Genomic DNA, 16,819 nt, shown 5'->3' on the forward strand with positions numbered 1-16,819 from the left:
CTCATCCCTCGTCCCTCAAAGTCATCAGCCCCGTCTGCACCAGCGGATTCCCCCGCTGCCGGGAGACGAGGATTCCCCGCCCCGCCGGCATCGGACGGGCCCGTACGCCGCCCAGGATGTCGCCCTCCTGTGGGTCGCCCGAGAGCAGCACGCCCTGCGCGCCGAGCTCCATCATCCGCTGCATGAATGGCTCGTACGAGGCCCTGCTCGCCCCCGCCGCGCTGCGCGCGATGATGAAGCGGACACCCACGTCGCGCGCGAACGGCAGCTGCTCCGTCAGCTTGTTGAGCGGGTTGCCGCTGGCTGTGGACACCAGGTCGTAGTCGTCGACGACCACGAACACCGTCGGCCCGCGCCACCAACTGCGCTCGCGCAACTGCCGCGCCGTCACGTCCGCCGCCGGTGTACGGCGCCGCATCAGGTCGGACAGCGCGTCCACGTGATGTTCCATGTTGTTGGACATCGGCACGTACTCCGCCAGGTGCGACGCCGGCGTCACGTCCAGCAGGGCGCGCCGGTTGTCGATGACGAGGAACTTGGCCGAGTTCCCGTCGTACCGCGCCGACAGCTGCTTGATCAGCAGCCGCAGCAGGTTCGACTTGCCGGACTCGCTCTCGCCGAACACCAGGAAGAACGGGTCGCGGTCGAAGTCGACGAAGACCGGCTCCAGCAGGTTTTCGTCGATCCCGAAGGCCACGCCGCGCTTCGGCTGCTCCGCACCCGTCGGCAGCGTCGCCGCGTCCAGCTCGCGCGGCAGCAGCCGTACGGCCGGGGCGGCCGGCCCCGTCCAGTGCCGCCCGACCTCCCGTGTCATCGCGGCCGTCGCCTCCGACAGATCGCTGTCGGAGTTGATGGAGTCGATCCGCGGCACCGCCGCCATGAAGTGCAGCCCCTCCGGCGTCAGGCCCCGTCCCGGCACCCCCGTGGGCACGTTGACGGCGGCCTTGCGGTCCAGGTCGGAGTCCATCGTGTCGCCGAGGCGTAGCTCCAGCCGGTTCATCAGGTGGTCCTTGAGGTTGGCGCGCACCTCCATCGAGCGCGACGCCGTCAGCACCACATGGATGCCGTAACCGAGCCCGCGTGCCGCGATGTCGAGCACGGCAGGCTCCAACTCCTCATAGTCGGTGCGGAAGTTGCCCCAGCCGTCGACGACCAGGAAGACATCGCCCCACGGCTGCTCCGCCGCCGAGATCACGCCCCGTTCCCGCATCCTGCGGTAGGTGTTGACGGAGTCGATCCCCGCCGTACGGAAGTACTCCTCGCGCCGCGTCAGGATGCCGTACACCTCGGCCGTCGTCCGCCGCACCTTCTCCGGATCGAGCCGCGACGCGATCCCGCCGACGTGCGGCAGCCCGGCAACCGACGACATGCCGCCACCGCCGAAGTCCAGCCCGTAGAACTGAACCTCCTGCGGTGTGTGCGTCAGCGCGAACCCCGCGATCAGCGTGCGCAGCAGCGTGGACTTGCCGGACTGCGGGCCGCCCACGATCTGCATATGGCCCGCCGCCCCGGAGAAGTCCCGGTACAGGGTGTCGCGGCGCTGCTCGTACGGCTTGTCGACCACGCCCAGCGGTACGACGAGGCGGCCCGCGCCCTCGAAGCCGGGCTGGGTGAGCCCGCGGCCCTCCACGTTCGACAGCCCCGGCAGCAGCTCGTCCAGCGACGGTGGGTTGTCCAGAGGCGGCAGCCACACCTGGTGAGCCTCCGCGCCCCGCCCTTCGAGCCGCCGCACGATCACATCGAGCACGGTGTCCGCCAGCGCCCCGTCCTCGGGCGTCGTGCGCGCGTCCGGTACGCCGGGCCGGGCGGTCGGCCGCACGTAGTGCACCGGCACCGGCGCCGCGGTGAACGCCACCGGCCGGCGGTCGACCGGCAGCGGCCCCCCGGTGCCCGCGACGGGCCCCGCGTTCGCGCGGTACACCCCGGAGACGTACGCGGCCTTGAACCGCACCATCTCGCCGGTGCCGTATTTCAGATACCCGGAACCGGGCACGTTGGGCAGCTGGTACGCGTCCGGCACCCCCAGCGCCGCACGCGACTCCGCGGCGGAGAAGGTACGCAGCCCCACCCGGTACGAGAGGTACGTCTCCAGCCCGCGCAGTCGGCCCTCCTCCAACCGCTGCGACGCCAGCAGCAGATGGACGCCCAGCGAGCGACCGATGCGCCCGATCTGGACGAACATCTCGATGAAGTCCGGCATTGCTGTCAGGAGTTCACTGAATTCGTCGATGACCAGGACGAGTGAGGGAATCGGCTGCAACGGTGAGCCGGCGGCGCGAGCCTTCTCGTAGTCGTGGATGTTCGCGTAGTTGCCCGCGTCGCGCAGCATCTCCTGGCGGCGGTTGAGCTCACCGCGGATCGAGTCACCCATACGGTCGACCAGCGTGAGGTTGTCCGCGAGGTTCGTGATCACCGCCGCGACGTGCGGCATCTGGGACATCCCGGCGAACGTCGCGCCGCCCTTGAAGTCCGCGAGGACGAAGTTCAGCGTTTCCGAGGAGTGGGTGACGGCGAGGCCCAGCACGAGCGTACGCAGCAGCTCCGACTTGCCGGAGCCGGTCGCGCCGACGCACAGGCCGTGCGGCCCCATACCCTCCTGCGCGGCCTCCTTCAGATCCAGCATGACGGGCGCCCCGTCCTCGCCGACTCCGATGGGCACGCGCAGCCGTTCCGCCTGCGAACGGGGCCGCCACGTACGGGTGACGTCGACGGACGCCGCGTCCCCGAGATTCAGCAGATCGGTGAAGTCGAGGTTGGCGAGCAGCGGTTCGTCGTCGTCGCCACCCGTCGCGACCCGCAGCGGCGCGAGCTGACGGGCCAGCGCCTCCGCGGCCTCCATGCTCAGCCGGTCGGGCTCACCGTCGTACACCATGCCCTGCCCCGACTCCAGGCGCAGCGAGTCGGGCCGCACCACCACGGCCAGGCCGCCCCGCGCGGCGGTGACCTCGCCCGGTACGACCTCGACGACCGTCACGCCCTGCAGGCCCTCGGCCGACGCGAGCGCCGACACGGGGGGCAGCGACATGCCGTCCAGGACGACGACGAGGTGCGGCCGGTCCAGCAGCGGCTGCCCGCCGGGCTGGAAGCGCGGACGGCCCTCCAGCCGCCCCGCGAGGATCTCCTCCAGCTCCCCTACGTCGGACGTGATGAGCCGGCGGCTGCCCGCCCCGTCCCCGGGGCCCTGCGCCTGCACGTGCGGCAACCACTTCGCCCACTCCCATCCCGGCACCGCGCCCCGTCCTGCGACGACGGCGACGACCATGTCCTCGGGGGAGTGCAGCGAGGCCAGCGAGGCGACCATCGCGCGCGCCGTCGAGCGTACCGACTCCGCCTCACCGGTGATCGTCAGGTGGTAGAAGGCCCGCAGCGACACGGCCATCGGCAGACCGTCCACCACACTGTGCGCGCCGAGGAACTGCCGCATCGCCCCGGCGGTGAGCGGCTCCAGTTCGTCCACGGGCGCAGTCTCGGGCTCGATGAGGGCCGTCGCGAGCCGCTGGCTCCCCAGACCGATCCGTACCTGCCCGAAATCCTCGTCGGCGACCCGGCGCTCCCACAGCCGGCTGCCCTCGGCGACCAGCGCCCACAGCTGCTCGGGCGACGGGTGCAGGTAGTACTGCGCGTCCCGTTGCAGATGCGCAGTTCTCAGCACCGTACGCCGCGTCTGCGTCAGGTACTTGAGGTAGTCGCGCCGCATGTCGGCGAGTTCGCCCTGCGTTCCGCGCCGGTGGCGCACCAGCATCGCGATGGCCATGGCGATCGTCGAGGCGATCATCACCATGCCCATGATGCGCATGATCGGGTTCGGGGTCATGAAGAAGAAGACGACCGAACCGCCCATGCCCAGCATGGGAAGCAGCTGCATGAGGGCCCCCTCCTGCTGCCCTCTGGGCAGCGGCGGAGGGGGTCGCACCTGTACCTGTTCGCCTGGCACGTCGGCGGGCAGTGCCCGCGGCGGGCGCTTGACGACGATCTGACTCACGGCTCACCGATTCCCTTGCCGGACGGAGGAGTTCTCGGGGGCGCCCCGTGGCGACGGGCCTCCGTTCGCGGGCAAGGATCCTACTTGCGCGGGCGCCCACCGCCACGGCGGTAAGGTGACCGGGCACCTTTGCGCACGGATGAACTTCCGCAAAAATCAGGGGCATCCGGAGGGCGACGCAGCGCCACGCCACGCAGCTCGAAGCAGCGCCACGGGACGCGACGCAGCACGAACCCCAGCGCCACGCCACGCGACGGAGCGCGAACGCACCACGGTGTACCACGACACGCCGCGGCACGCCGCAGCTCCCACGCACCAAGACGCGCCGCGCCGCACCAAGACGCCACGCGACGCGCCGCAGCGCAACAGTGGCCGTCGGGCACAGGGAAAACCACGAGGAGAGAGGAGATGCGGCACGTGAGTACGACGGCCCAAGCGCCGCCCACCGGAACCCGTCAGCCGAGCGCTCCGGCCCCGTCGGGCAGCGGCACCGGCTTCTGCCGGATCACCGTTGTCGCCCCGGACGGCCGGATCGACGTGGCGCTGCCGGAGGACCTCCCCCTCGCCGACCTCCACCCGGAGATCCTGCGGCTCTCCGGCCAGAGCCCCGAGGCCGGCGCCCCGGTCGGATATCACCTGGTACGCCGCGACGGCACCGTCCTCGACAGCGCCCGCTCCCTGGCCACCCAGCGCATCCTCGACGGCGAACTGCTGTCGCTGCGCCCCTTCGCCGAATCCCTGCCGCCCGCGGTCTTCGACGACGTCTCCGACGCCGTCGCCTCCGCGGTCGCCCGCGACCGCACCCTGTGGACCGACGGCGCGATGCGCGGCGCCGGCCTCGTCGGCGGCTCCGTCCTGCTGACGCTGCTCGCGTTCGTGCTCTGGACCGCGGACCCCCGGCACGACACACACGGCCTGCCGGGCATCCTGGCCGGCGTCACCGCCGTGATGCTGGTCTCCCTCGCAGGTGTGAGGGCGAGGGTCTACGACGACCGCGGCTCGTCCGTCGCGCTCGGTCTCGGCTCGATGGCCAACGCCGCCGTCGCCGGCTCCGGCCTGCTGCCCTTCGCGGACGGACAGGGCATCGGCCGGCTCCAGTTCCTCCTCGCGTGCGCCGCCGTCCTGATCGCCTCCGTGATCCTGGTGATCGTCGCGCCCGGCGGCGACAGCCCCTTCGTCGCGTTCGTCCTCGCCTCCGCCGTCGGCCTCCTGGTGACGTTCATCGCCGTCACCACCGGCATGGCACCCGCCGAGACGGCCGCCGTCTGCGCGGCGCTCTCCGTAGGAGCACTGGCCTTCCTGCCCGGTCTCTCCACCCGCTTCGCCCGCCTCCCCATCGGGTTCGAGCCGCCTCGTACCGGCGTCGCCTCCTACGGAAGCGACCCTGCGCCGCCCGCCCCCGTCGACCCCGAACGCATCGCCGCCCAGGCCCGGCGCGGCCACGAGCTCCTCGTCGGCATGGTCGGCGGCTGCGCGCTGCTGGCCGTCGGCTCAGCGGGTGTGCTCGGCTTCTCAGACGGGCTGTGGGGCCAGCTCCTCGCCCTCGCCACCGGCGTCGCCATGCTGATGCGCGCCCATCTCTTCAGCTACACGGCGCAGGTCGGCTGCACCCTCGCCGCCGGCCTCGGCGCACTCGTCCTGCTGGGACTCGGCCTTTGCCTCAACCCCCCGGAGGGGCTGATCCGCGACGCGCTGCGCGGAGACAGCACGGGCCTCGACGTCCGTACGGTCTGGCTGACGGCCGCCGTCGCCGGGACCGCCGCACTGATCATCACCCTGGGGCTGATCGTGCCGCGCATGGGCGTCACCCCCTTCTGGGGCCGTTTCCTGGAGATCGCCGAGTCCTTCGTACTACTGACGGTCGTCCCGCTCTGTCTGGCGGTGTTCGACGTCTACCACTCCATCCGTGCGATGACGTCTTGACTGGCTGGTACGCTGTGTGACGGCCGTTTGTGTACGCGTTCCGGTCTGTCCGGGACCAGCGACCGACAACACCGGCCGATCACCCCGCCACTCGAGTAACCGAAGATCCCCAGCGAATTCGACCTGGGGCACTCGATGGCAAGAAGACCTACGAGGAGTACGCGTGCCGCTTGCCGCCGCTACGAAGAAGCAGATCATGTCGGAGTTCGCCACCAAGGAAGGCGACACCGGCTCCCCCGAGGTCCAGGTCGCGATGCTCTCGCGCCGTATCTCGGACCTGACCGAGCACCTGAAGACGCACAAGCACGACCACCACTCGCGTCGCGGTCTGCTCATCCTGGTCGGCCAGCGCCGGCGCCTGCTGCAGTACCTGGCGAAGAAGGACATCCAGCGCTTCCGTGCGCTGGTCGACCGCCTGGGCATCCGCCGCGGTGCGGCCGGCGGCGCCAAGTAGTACGCCGTGAAAGGGAGCGGTTCCCACACACCGGGAACCGCTCCCTTCGCCGTATGCGCGTGAAGCTCAGTAACCTGTTCGCAGGAGCACAGCTCCCCGGCACGGCCGAGCGGCACGACCGAAGACCGGCACGACCGGCCTGACCCGTACGACCCAGTACCAACCCCGTACGACTGAGTACCACCTCGTACGACCAGCACCACCCCGCACGACCAGCACCACCCCGTAGCACAGCCGTAGTACAGAAGGCATCACCCACTGACGAGGGGAAGCGCCCCTCCGCCGCCGCCGGTCCTCGGTAGTGGCCCCCGGAACGGCGCGGCGAACGCCGCCTGCGGCCCACGCCGCCGCCCCGGGAGCTTCGATCGAAGACCGGCCAGCACCAAGGAGCGCTTCTCCGACTGTCCCCCGCCACACGGGCGCGGGACGAAAGACGACAAGTATCGGAGAACCACTGGTGGAGAACGAGACCCACTACGCCGAGGCCGTTATCGACAACGGCACGTTCGGCACCCGCACCATCCGCTTCGAGACGGGCCGCCTGGCCAAGCAGGCCGCCGGCTCCGCCGTCGCGTACCTGGACGACGACACCATGGTGCTGTCGGCCACCACAGCCTCCAAGAAGCCCAAGGACAACCTCGACTTCTTCCCCCTCACGGTGGACGTCGAGGAGCGGCAGTACGCGGCCGGCAAGATCCCCGGCTCCTTCTTCCGCCGCGAGGGCCGCCCCTCCGAGGACGCGATCCTCACCTGCCGCCTGATCGACCGCCCGCTGCGCCCCTCCTTCAAGAAGGGCCTGCGCAACGAGATCCAGATCGTCGAGACGATCATGGCTCTCAACCCCGACCACCTGTACGACGTGGTCGCGATCAACGCCGCCTCCTGCTCCACGCAGCTGGCCGGCCTGCCCTTCTCCGGCCCGATCGGCGGCACCCGTGTCGCCCTGATCAAGGGCCAGTGGGTCGCGTTCCCGACGCACACCGAGCTCGAGGACGCCGTCTTCGACATGGTGGTCGCCGGCCGCGTCCTGGAGGACGGCGACGTCGCGATCATGATGGTCGAGGCCGAGGCCACCACGAAGACCATCCAGCTCGTCGCCGACGGCGCGGAGGCTCCCACCGAGGAGATCGTCGCCGCCGGTCTGGAAGCCGCGAAGCCCTTCATCAAGGCGCTCTGCAAGGCGCAGGCCGACCTCGCCGCCAAGGCCGCCAAGCCCACCGGTGAGTTCCCGGTCTTCCTCGACTACCAGGACGACGTCCTGGAGGCCCTCACGGCCGCCGTGAAGAGCGAGCTGTCGCAGGCGCTCACCATCGCGGGCAAGCAGGACCGCGAGGCCGAGCTGGACCGCGTCAAGGAGCTCGCCGCCGAGAAGCTGCTCCCGCAGTTCGAGGGCCGCGAGAAGGAGATCTCCGGCGCGTACCGCGCGCTGACGAAGTCCCTGGTCCGCGAGCGCGTCATCAAGGACAAGGTCCGCATCGACGGCCGCGGCGTCACGGACATCCGTACGCTCGCCGCCGAGGTCGAGGCCATCCCGCGGGTGCACGGCTCCGCGCTGTTCGAGCGTGGCGAGACCCAGATCCTGGGCGTCACCACCCTCAACATGCTGCGCATGGAGCAGCAGTTGGACACCCTGTCGCCGGTGACCCGCAAGCGCTACATGCACAACTACAACTTCCCGCCGTACTCCGTCGGCGAGACCGGCCGCGTCGGTTCGCCGAAGCGCCGCGAGATCGGCCACGGGGCGCTCGCCGAGCGCGCCATCATGCCGGTGCTGCCGACGCGCGAGGAGTTCCCCTACGCGATCCGCCAGGTCTCCGAGGCGCTGGGCTCCAACGGCTCGACGTCCATGGGCTCGGTCTGCGCCTCCACCATGTCGCTGCTGAACGCCGGTGTGCCCCTCAAGGCCCCCGTCGCCGGTATCGCCATGGGCCTGATCTCCCAGGAGATCGACGGCAAGACGCACTACGTCGCGCTCACCGACATCCTCGGTGCGGAGGACGCCTTCGGCGACATGGACTTCAAGGTCGCCGGTACGAAGACGTTCGTCACCGCGCTCCAGCTCGACACCAAGCTCGACGGCATCCCCGCCTCGGTCCTGGCCGCCGCGCTGAAGCAGGCCCGTGACGCCCGCCTCCACATCCTCGATGTGATGAACGAGGCCATCGACGTCCCGGACGAGATGTCCCCGAACGCCCCGCGGATCATCACCGTCAAGATCCCGGTGGACAAGATCGGTGAGGTCATCGGCCCCAAGGGCAAGATGATCAACCAGATCCAGGAGGACACCGGCGCCGACATCACGATCGAGGACGACGGCACCATCTACATCGGTGCCGCCGACGGACCGGCCGCCGAGGCCGCCCGCGCCACGATCAACGGCATCGCCAACCCGACCATGCCGGAGGTCGGCGAGCGCTACCTGGGTACGGTCGTCAAGACCACCACCTTCGGCGCGTTCGTGTCGCTGCTCCCGGGCAAGGACGGTCTGCTGCACATCTCGCAGATCCGCAAGCTCGCCGGCGGCAAGCGCGTGGAGAACGTCGAGGACGTCCTCGGCGTCGGCCAGAAGGTCCAGGTCGAGATCGCCGAGATCGACCAGCGCGGCAAGCTCTCCCTGATCCCCGTGATCGAGGGCGAGGACGAAGAGAAGAACGACGACAAGCAGGACGACCAGAAGGACGAAGCCTCCCAGTGACGTTTCGTAGTTCCACGACGACGGCCCGCACCTCCTCGGAGGTACGGGCCGTCGCCCGTACCCAAACCCTGCTGGCGGGGCAGAACGGCATCGGCACCGTCCGGCGCACCACCCTCCCCGGCGGCCTGCGCGTCGTCACCGAGACCCTGCCGTCGGTACGGTCCGCGACCTTCGGCATCTGGGTACAGGTCGGCTCGCGCGACGAGACACCCACGCTCAACGGCGCCACGCACTACCTGGAACACCTCCTCTTCAAGGGCACCAAGAAGCGCAGCGCCCTGGACATCTCCTCCGCCATAGACGCGGTCGGCGGCGAGATGAACGCCTTCACGGCGAAGGAGTACACCTGCTATTACGCGCGCGTGCTCGACACCGACCTCCCCCTCGCCATCGACGTCGTGTGCGACATGCTCACGGGCTCGCTGATCGAGGCCGAGGACGTCGACGCGGAACGGGGCGTCATCCTCGAAGAGATCGCGATGACGGAGGACGACCCGGGCGACTGTGTGCACGACCTCTTCTCGCACACGATGCTCGGCGACACCCCCCTCGGCCGCCCCGTCCTCGGCACCGTCGACACCGTCAACGCCCTCGACCGGGACCGGATCGCCCGCTTCTACAAGAAGCACTACGACCCGACGCATCTGATCGTCGCCGCGGCGGGCAACGTCGACCACGCCACCGTCGTACGGCAGGTCCGCCGCGCCTTCGAGAAGGCCGGCGCCCTCTCCCGTACGGACGCCGTTCCCGTCACCCCGCGCGAGGGCCGCCGCGATCTGCGTACGGCGGGACGCGTCGGCCTGCTCAACCGCAAGACGGAGCAGGCACACATCGTCCTCGGCATGCCGGGCCTCTCCCGCACCGACGAGCGCCGCTGGGCGCTCGGGGTGCTCAGCACGGCGCTCGGCGGCGGTATGAGCTCCCGGCTCTTCCAGGAGGTCCGGGAGAAGCGCGGCCTCGCCTACAGCGTGTACTCGTACACCTCGGGCTTCGCCGACTGCGGACTCTTCGGCGTCTACGCGGGCTGCCGCCCCAGCCAGGTCCACGACGTCCTGAAGATCTGCCGCGACGGGCTCGACCAGGTCGCGTCCGAAGGACTCGGCGACGAGGAGATCGGCCGCGCCGTCGGCCAGCTCTCCGGCTCCACCGTCCTCGGCCTGGAGGACACCGGCGCGCTGATGAACCGTATCGGCAAGAGCGAGCTGTGCTGGGGCACCCAGATGTCCGTGGACGACATGCTGGCGCGGATAGCGGCCGTCACCCCCGACGACGTGCGCGCCGTCGCCCGCGACGTACTGGGGCAGCGCCCCTCCCTCGCGGTCATCGGCCCCCTCAAGGACAAGCAGGCCGACCGTCTCGACGAAGCGGTCGCCTGACCGGCGTCCTCACCAGCCTCCTAAGGAAGCAGAAGGAAGCAAGCGATGAGCACCAAACTGCGCGTGGCCGTTCTCGGCGCCAAGGGCCGGATCGGCTCCGAGGCCGCCCGGGCGGTCGACGCCGCCGACGACATGGACCTGGTCGCGGCCCTGGACCGGGACGACGACCTGCGCGCCCTCGCCGACTCGGGGGCCCAGGTCGTCGTCGAACTGACCGCCCCCTCCGCGGTGATGGGCAACCTGGACTTCTGCGTACGGAACGGCATCCACGCCGTCGTCGGCACCACCGGCTGGACCGACGAGCGCTTGGCGCAGCTGAGGGCGCTGCTGGCGGACCACCCGGAGACGGGCGTGCTCGTCGCGCCCAACTTCTCCATCGGGGCGGTCCTCACGATGAAGTTCTCCCAGGCCGCGGCCCGCTACTTCGAGTCCGCCGAGGTCGTCGAGCTGCACCATCCGAACAAGGTCGACGCCCCGTCGGGCACCGCCACCCGCACCGCGCAGCTGATCGCCGCAGCCCGAGCCGAGGCGGGTTGCGCGCCGCAGCCCGACGCCACGACCACCGAGCTGGACGGGGCGCGCGGCGCGGACGTCGAAGGGGTGCGTGTGCACTCCGTACGGCTCCGAGGACTGCTCGCGCACCAGGAGGTCCTGCTCGGCGCCGAGGGGGAGACCCTCACCATCCGCCACGACTCACTGCACCACAGCAGCTTCATGCCGGGGATCCTCCTCGGCGTCCGCCGCGTGGTGGGTACGCCGGGTCTCACCTACGGTCTGGAGCACTTCCTCGATCTGAACCTGCCGGGCTGACCCCCGTGCGCGCCAGGATCATGTATTTCGTGATGGCCGCCCTGCTCGTCGGATACTTCGTCCTGGCGGGCGGGCGCGGCGTCGCGCTCATCGGGATCGGTACGCCGCTGACGATCACCTTCGGGACAGCGGTGCTGGTGCTTCCCTGCATCGGGGCCTGGTTCCTCTGGCAGAACACCCGGTTCGTCCGGCGGGCCAACCGGCTCGCCGCCGAACTGGACGCCGAGGGCGGGCTGCCGGTCGACGAGCTGGTACGCACCGCCGGCGGCCGTGTCGACCGGGCGTCGGCGGACGCAGTCTTCGCCGCCCGCCGCGCGGAGACCGAGGACACCCCGGGGGACTGGCGCTGCTGGTTCCGCCTGGCGGTGGCCTACCGCGACGCGGGCGACACTCCGAGGGCCCGCAAGGCGATGCAGCACGCCATCACGCTCCACGAGGCGAACCCGGCACCGGCCGCCCACTGACGCCCCGCGCCACTCACCGGCGCCCCGCCGCCGAGGCCGCGCCCCGCCGCTGCGGCACGCGCTCACCCACGCCGCGCCCAGCCGTCCGGCGGCTCGGCCGTCCGACCTCTCAGCCGTCCCGACCGCTCAACTCGGGACTACGGTGCCCGAGTTCACGCCTGGCGGTACTCGTCGCCCCACGCCTCGACCGAGTCCGCGGCCCGGTCGAATGCGTCCGAGCGCGACAGGAAGTCCGCGTTGTGATCGGTGAGCAACTGCCGCTTCTCACCGTCTCGCAGGACGAGAAGAAGCGCCTGCCCCTGCACCGTCCGCGGCAGCCCCAGCCAGCGCACCGGCTGCTGCACGGTGCGGACCTCCACGGCCTGCGTCCACGGCACGGTGCGGGTCATGAGCATTCCCACGCACCGTACGCCGTGCCGGCTGACCCACGCGCCCATCCGCAGCAGCCGCAGGGCGACGGCGATCATCACCAGCGAGATACCCAGACACACGACGGCGCCGGACGCCGCCCCGGCGAACGCGATGATCATGGTCGCGAGGAGCACGAACGAGGCGAGCAGCAGAAGCAGTGCCGAAGCGCCCACCCGCCACGGTCCCGGGCGGTAGGGGCGACGCCAGCTGTCGTGGTCGTCGAACGGGAGGGCGACATCGTCGCCTGTCGCGTCAAACGCACGGTCGGCCGTCAGGAAGGGCAGGGGCACGACTGATCCTCACTCACAAGCACGCTCGAACGGCGGTGCTGGCTGAGGTTATCGAGGAGTACCCCCGAAGGACCACTCAGGGGGGCCGGACGGGGCATCGCCCCCGGGACATCCCGGACCACTGGGCCGGTCGCGCGAGGTGACCGTTCGGTGCCCGTTTCCGTCAGATCGGCGAACAACAGCACGACGTGCGCACGCCCGTCGCCGAGGACCACTCGAACGGTGGCGCGCCCACCCGGAGCCCGCCCCGTGGGGGATAAAGCCCTGCTCGTAGAGTGGGCGCCGCCCCAGCGACGCGACAGGAAGGACCCCGCCGGTGAGCGAGATTCCCGCCGAGACCAAGCCCAGCTTCCGGAGCGACATGACTGTCGACCTGGTGAAGCACAGCGCGGGCGACTCCGACGTCCTGTGGGCCGCGCGCGTCTCCACCGCCGGCGAGCAGTCCCTGGCGGAGATGACCAAGGACCCCGAGCGCTCCAAGGGCCTCATCAACTATCTGATGCGGGACCGTCACGGCAGCCCCTTCGAGCACAACTCGATGACTTTCCTCATCAGCGCCCCGATCTTCGTCTTCCGCGAGTTCATGAGGCACCGCGTCGGCTGGTCCTACAACGAGGAATCCGGGCGCTACCGGGAGCTCCAGCCCGTCTTCTACGTCCCCGACGCCTCGCGCAAGCTGGTCCAGGAGGGCCGCCCCGGAAAGTACGTCTTCGTCGACGGCACGCAGGAGCAGCAGGACCTCACCGAGCGCACCATGACGGAGTCCTACGGCCGGTCGTACGAGGCGTACCAGGAGATGCTCGCGGCGGGCGTCGCCCGCGAGGTCGCCCGCGCGGTACTGCCCGTCGGGCTCTACTCGTCGATGTACGCGACGTGCAACGCTCGCTCGCTGATGCACTTCCTCGGGTTGCGCACCCAGCACGAGGCTGCGAAGGTCCCGAGCTTCCCGCAGCGGGAGATCGAGATGGTCGGCGAGAAGATGGAGGAGCAGTGGGCGCGGCTCATGCCGCTCACGCACGCGGCCTTCAACGCCAACGGCCGAGTGGCTCCGTAGGGCGTCAGGGGCTGCCCGCGGGGCCCTCATCACGCACAGATGTACGGACAATGGTCGAAAGTGTCCGGATTGCGGCGTTTCGAGAAGTTCATCTAGGCTGATCAAACGGACCCGGCACTGCCTGAACCCCCGAGCAGTCAGTGCCGGGCTCCGTACACTGGACCGAGGGGGCCGTGTGGCCCCTTCGATCCCAGGGCAGCTCCCCAGCCCCTACCGCCCCGGGGCCTGCGTACACAAGCGGGCCCACGACCTGCCCGTGTGCCCCCGAGGGGACACGCCGAGCCCAGCAACGAGTAGCGTGTTACCCATGGCTCCGATCTCCACTCCGCAGACCCCCTTCGGGCGGGTCCTCACCGCCATGGTCACGCCCTTCACCGGGGACGGCGCGCTCGACCTCGAAGGCGCCCAGCGACTCGCCTCCCATCTGGTGGACGCAGGCAACGACGGCCTGATCATCAACGGCACCACCGGCGAGTCCCCGACCACCAGCGACGCGGAGAAAGACCAGCTGGTACGGGCCGTCCTGGAGGCGGTCGGAGACCGGGCCCATGTCGTCGCCGGCATCGGCACGAACGACACCCGGCACAGCATCGAGCTCGCCCGCACCGCCGAACGCACCGGCGCACACGGCCTGCTCGCCGTGACCCCGTACTACAACAAGCCGCCGCAGGAAGGCCTCTTCCAGCACTTCACGGCCATCGCCGACGCCACCGAGCTGCCGGTGATGCTCTACGACATCCCGGGCCGTAGCGGCGTCCCCATCGACACCGAGACACTCATCCGTCTCGCCAGGCACCCGCGTATCGTCGCCAACAAGGACGCCAAGGGCGACCTCGGCCGTGCCAGCTGGGTCATCGCCCAGAGCGGCCTCCCCTGGTACTCCGGGGACGACATGCTCAACCTTCCGCTCCTCGCGGTCGGCGCCATCGGCTTTGTCTCCGTCGTCGGCCACGTCGTCACACCGGAACTGCGCGCCATGCTCGACGCCCACGTCAGCGGCGACGTCCAGAAGGCCACGGAGATCCACCAGAAGCTGCTCCCCGTCTTCACCGGCATGTTCCGTACGCAGGGAGTCATCACCACCAAGGCGGCACTCACCCTGCAGAAGCTGCCGGCCGGCCCGCTGCGCCTCCCGCTCGTCGAGCTGACCGAGCACGAGACGGCGCAGCTCAAGATCGATCTCGCGGCCGGCGGGGTAGAGCTCTGACGAGGCCTCGCCTCCACGAACACCGTCCATGGACCAGGCTTCATGGATATCGAGATTTCGAACTTCACAACTGAATAACCGAACAGAAGAAGTGCTGGGCATTCCGCCCGCTCGGACAACTAGCAAGTGCAACAGCAAGTGCACGAATGTCATGCGCGCCACGTGCCTCAGCGGTACGTGGCGTGTGTGGTGAGGAGAGTCTTTTGAGTCATCCGCATCCCGAACTCGGCGCCCCGCCGAAGCTGCCCAAGGGCGGCCTGCGCGTCACCCCGCTCGGCGGCCTCGGCGAAATCGGCCGCAACATGACGGTCTTCGAATTCAGTGGCCGTCTGCTGATCGTCGACTGCGGCGTTCTCTTCCCCGAAGAGGAACAGCCCGGTATCGACCTCATCCTGCCGGACTTCACCACCATCAGCGACCGCCTCGACGACATCGAGGGGATCGTCCTCACACACGGCCATGAGGACCACATCGGCGGAGTCCCCTTCCTGCTCCGGCTGAAGCCGGACATCCCGCTGATCGGCTCCAAGCTGACCCTCGCGCTGATCGAGGCCAAGCTCCAGGAACACCGCATCCGCCCGTACACCCTCGAAGTGACCGAGGGACATCGCGAGCGCATCGGCCCGTTCGACTGCGAGTTCGTCGCGGTGAACCACTCCATCCCGGACGCGCTGGCCGTCGCCATCCGCACGCCCGCGGGAATGGTGGTCCACACCGGCGACTTCAAGATGGACCAGCTTCCCCTCGACCGTCGGCTGACCGATCTGCCGACCTTCGCCAGACTCGGCGAAGAGGGCATCGACCTGCTGCTCGCCGACTCGACCAACGCCGAGGTACCGGGCTTCGTCCCGCCCGAGCGGGACATCTCGAACGTCCTGCGGCAGGTCTTCGCGAGCGCCCAGAAGCGGATCATCGTGGCGAGTTTCGCCAGCCACGTCCACCGCATCCAGCAGATCCTCGACGCCGCCCACGAGTACGGCCGCCGCGTCGCGTTCGTCGGACGCTCGATGGTCAGGAACATGGGCATCGCGCGGGACCTCGGTTACCTCAAGGTCCCGGCCGGACTGGTCGTCGACGTCAAGACGCTCGACGACCTCCCGGACAGCGAGGTCGTCCTCGTCTGCACCGGTTCCCAGGGCGAACCGATGGCGGCGCTCTCGCGCATGGCCAACCGCGACCACCAGATCCGGATCGTCCCCGGCGACACCGTGATCCTGGCGTCGTCCCTGATCCCCGGCAACGAGAACGCGGTCTACCGCGTGATCAACGGCCTGACCCGCTGGGGCGCGAACGTCATCCACAAGGGCAACGCCAAGGTCCATGTCTCGGGCCACGCGTCCGCCGGCGAGCTCCTGTACTTCTACAACATCTGCAAGCCGAAGAACCTGATGCCGGTCCACGGCGAATGGCGCCATCTGCGGGCCAACGCCGAACTCGGCGCCCTGACAGGCGTCCCGAAGGACCACATCGTCATCGCCGAGGACGGAGTGGTCGTCGACCTGGTCGACGGCAAGGCCAGAATCGTCGGCAAGGTCCAGGCAGGTTACGTGTACGTCGACGGGCTCTCGGTCGGCGACGTGACCGAGACGTCCCTGAAGGACCGCCGCATCCTCGGCGACGAGGGCATCATCTCCGTGTTCCTGGTGGTCGATTCGACGACCGGGAAGGTCGTAGGGGGCCCGCACATCCAGGCGCGGGGCTCCGGCATCGAGGACTCCGCGTTCGCCGCGGTCGTCCCGAAGATCGAGGAGATCATCGGGAAGGCGGCGTCCGACGGCGTCGCCGAACCCCACCAACTCCAGCAGTTGGTGCGGCGATCGGTCGGCAAGTGGGTCTCCGACACCTACCGCCGGCGCCCGATGATCCTGCCCGTGGTCGTCGAGGTCTGACCTGGGACCGACCTCAACACCGGAGCGGGGCCCCCGATTTGCTTCGGGAGCCCCGCTCCAGTAGGTTTACGGCTCCACCTGGACGGGAACGCCGAGGCACTCACGTGCTGAGGATCGCATGCCGGACCGGGTGGGAATTCCGACTCAGAATCTCTGATAAAGTCGGATTCGCCGAAAGGGAAACGCGAAAGCGGATTACTTATCAGGCACTCCCGCCGACTGGGAATCAGGGCCTGAAAGGTTCTGATAGAGTCGGAAACGCAG

Annotated in this window: 11 protein-coding genes; 9 read left to right on the plus strand and 2 right to left on the minus strand. The window is 69.7% G+C overall.

Annotated elements, in window-relative coordinates; genetic code table 11:
- Position 1 precedes the first annotated feature (1 nt).
- A complete protein-coding gene (gene eccCa, locus ACFWU9_RS31295) occupies positions 2-3,982 on the minus strand; it encodes a type VII secretion protein EccCa (protein ID WP_384324436.1) in 3,981 nt (1,326 codons plus the stop codon).
- Positions 3,983-4,390: 408 nt separating this feature from the next.
- Here eccCa and eccD point away from each other — a divergent pair, with 408 nt between their 5' ends.
- From eccD to ACFWU9_RS31325, 6 genes are all read left to right on the plus strand, one after another.
- Positions 4,391-5,905 carry a type VII secretion integral membrane protein EccD gene (gene eccD, locus ACFWU9_RS31300; protein WP_384324437.1) on the plus strand — a complete coding sequence of 505 codons (1,515 nt, stop codon included), beginning with the start codon at positions 4,391-4,393 and terminating at the stop codon, positions 5,903-5,905.
- A gap of 163 nt (positions 5,906-6,068) precedes the next feature.
- On the plus strand, positions 6,069-6,359 hold the full coding sequence (gene rpsO / locus ACFWU9_RS31305; RefSeq protein WP_023538273.1) for a 30S ribosomal protein S15: 291 nt from the start codon (positions 6,069-6,071) through the stop codon (positions 6,357-6,359).
- A gap of 457 nt (positions 6,360-6,816) precedes the next feature.
- A complete protein-coding gene (locus ACFWU9_RS31310; protein WP_384324438.1) occupies positions 6,817-9,054 on the plus strand; it encodes a polyribonucleotide nucleotidyltransferase in 2,238 nt (745 codons plus the stop codon).
- Entirely contained in the window at positions 9,051-10,430 is a 1,380-nt protein-coding gene (locus ACFWU9_RS31315) for a M16 family metallopeptidase (RefSeq protein WP_384324439.1), read from the plus strand. The genes ACFWU9_RS31310 and ACFWU9_RS31315 overlap by 4 nt, the downstream gene beginning before the upstream one ends.
- A gap of 45 nt (positions 10,431-10,475) precedes the next feature.
- Positions 10,476-11,240: a 4-hydroxy-tetrahydrodipicolinate reductase gene (gene dapB / locus ACFWU9_RS31320; RefSeq protein WP_384324440.1), complete on the plus strand. Its 765-nt coding sequence runs from the start codon at positions 10,476-10,478 to the stop codon at positions 11,238-11,240.
- Between the two features lie 5 nt (positions 11,241-11,245).
- Positions 11,246-11,704: a hypothetical protein gene (locus ACFWU9_RS31325; protein ID WP_384324441.1), complete on the plus strand. Its 459-nt coding sequence runs from the start codon at positions 11,246-11,248 to the stop codon at positions 11,702-11,704.
- 152 nt (positions 11,705-11,856) lie between these two features.
- Here the strand turns inward: ACFWU9_RS31325 and ACFWU9_RS31330 are convergent, their stop codons facing one another.
- A complete protein-coding gene (locus ACFWU9_RS31330; RefSeq protein WP_384324442.1) occupies positions 11,857-12,405 on the minus strand; it encodes a hypothetical protein in 549 nt (182 codons plus the stop codon).
- Positions 12,406-12,766: 361 nt separating this feature from the next.
- Here ACFWU9_RS31330 and thyX point away from each other — a divergent pair, with 361 nt between their 5' ends.
- The 3 genes from thyX to ACFWU9_RS31345 all read left to right on the plus strand — a co-directional run bounded on the left by thyX (position 12,767) and on the right by ACFWU9_RS31345 (position 16,555).
- Complete coding sequence (thyX, locus tag ACFWU9_RS31335; protein WP_384324446.1) at positions 12,767-13,459, plus strand: FAD-dependent thymidylate synthase; 693 nt, start codon at positions 12,767-12,769, stop codon at positions 13,457-13,459.
- 307 nt (positions 13,460-13,766) lie between these two features.
- On the plus strand, positions 13,767-14,666 hold the full coding sequence (gene dapA / locus ACFWU9_RS31340) for a 4-hydroxy-tetrahydrodipicolinate synthase (protein ID WP_384324443.1): 900 nt from the start codon (positions 13,767-13,769) through the stop codon (positions 14,664-14,666).
- Between the two features lie 203 nt (positions 14,667-14,869).
- Positions 14,870-16,555, plus strand: a complete 1,686-nt coding sequence (locus ACFWU9_RS31345) for a ribonuclease J (protein WP_384324444.1) — start codon at positions 14,870-14,872, stop codon at positions 16,553-16,555.
- Positions 16,556-16,819: the final 264 nt, after the last annotated feature.

The sequence above is a fragment of the Streptomyces sp. NPDC058653 genome, assembly GCF_042716895.1.
Classification (GTDB): Bacteria; Actinomycetota; Actinomycetes; order Streptomycetales; family Streptomycetaceae; genus Streptomyces.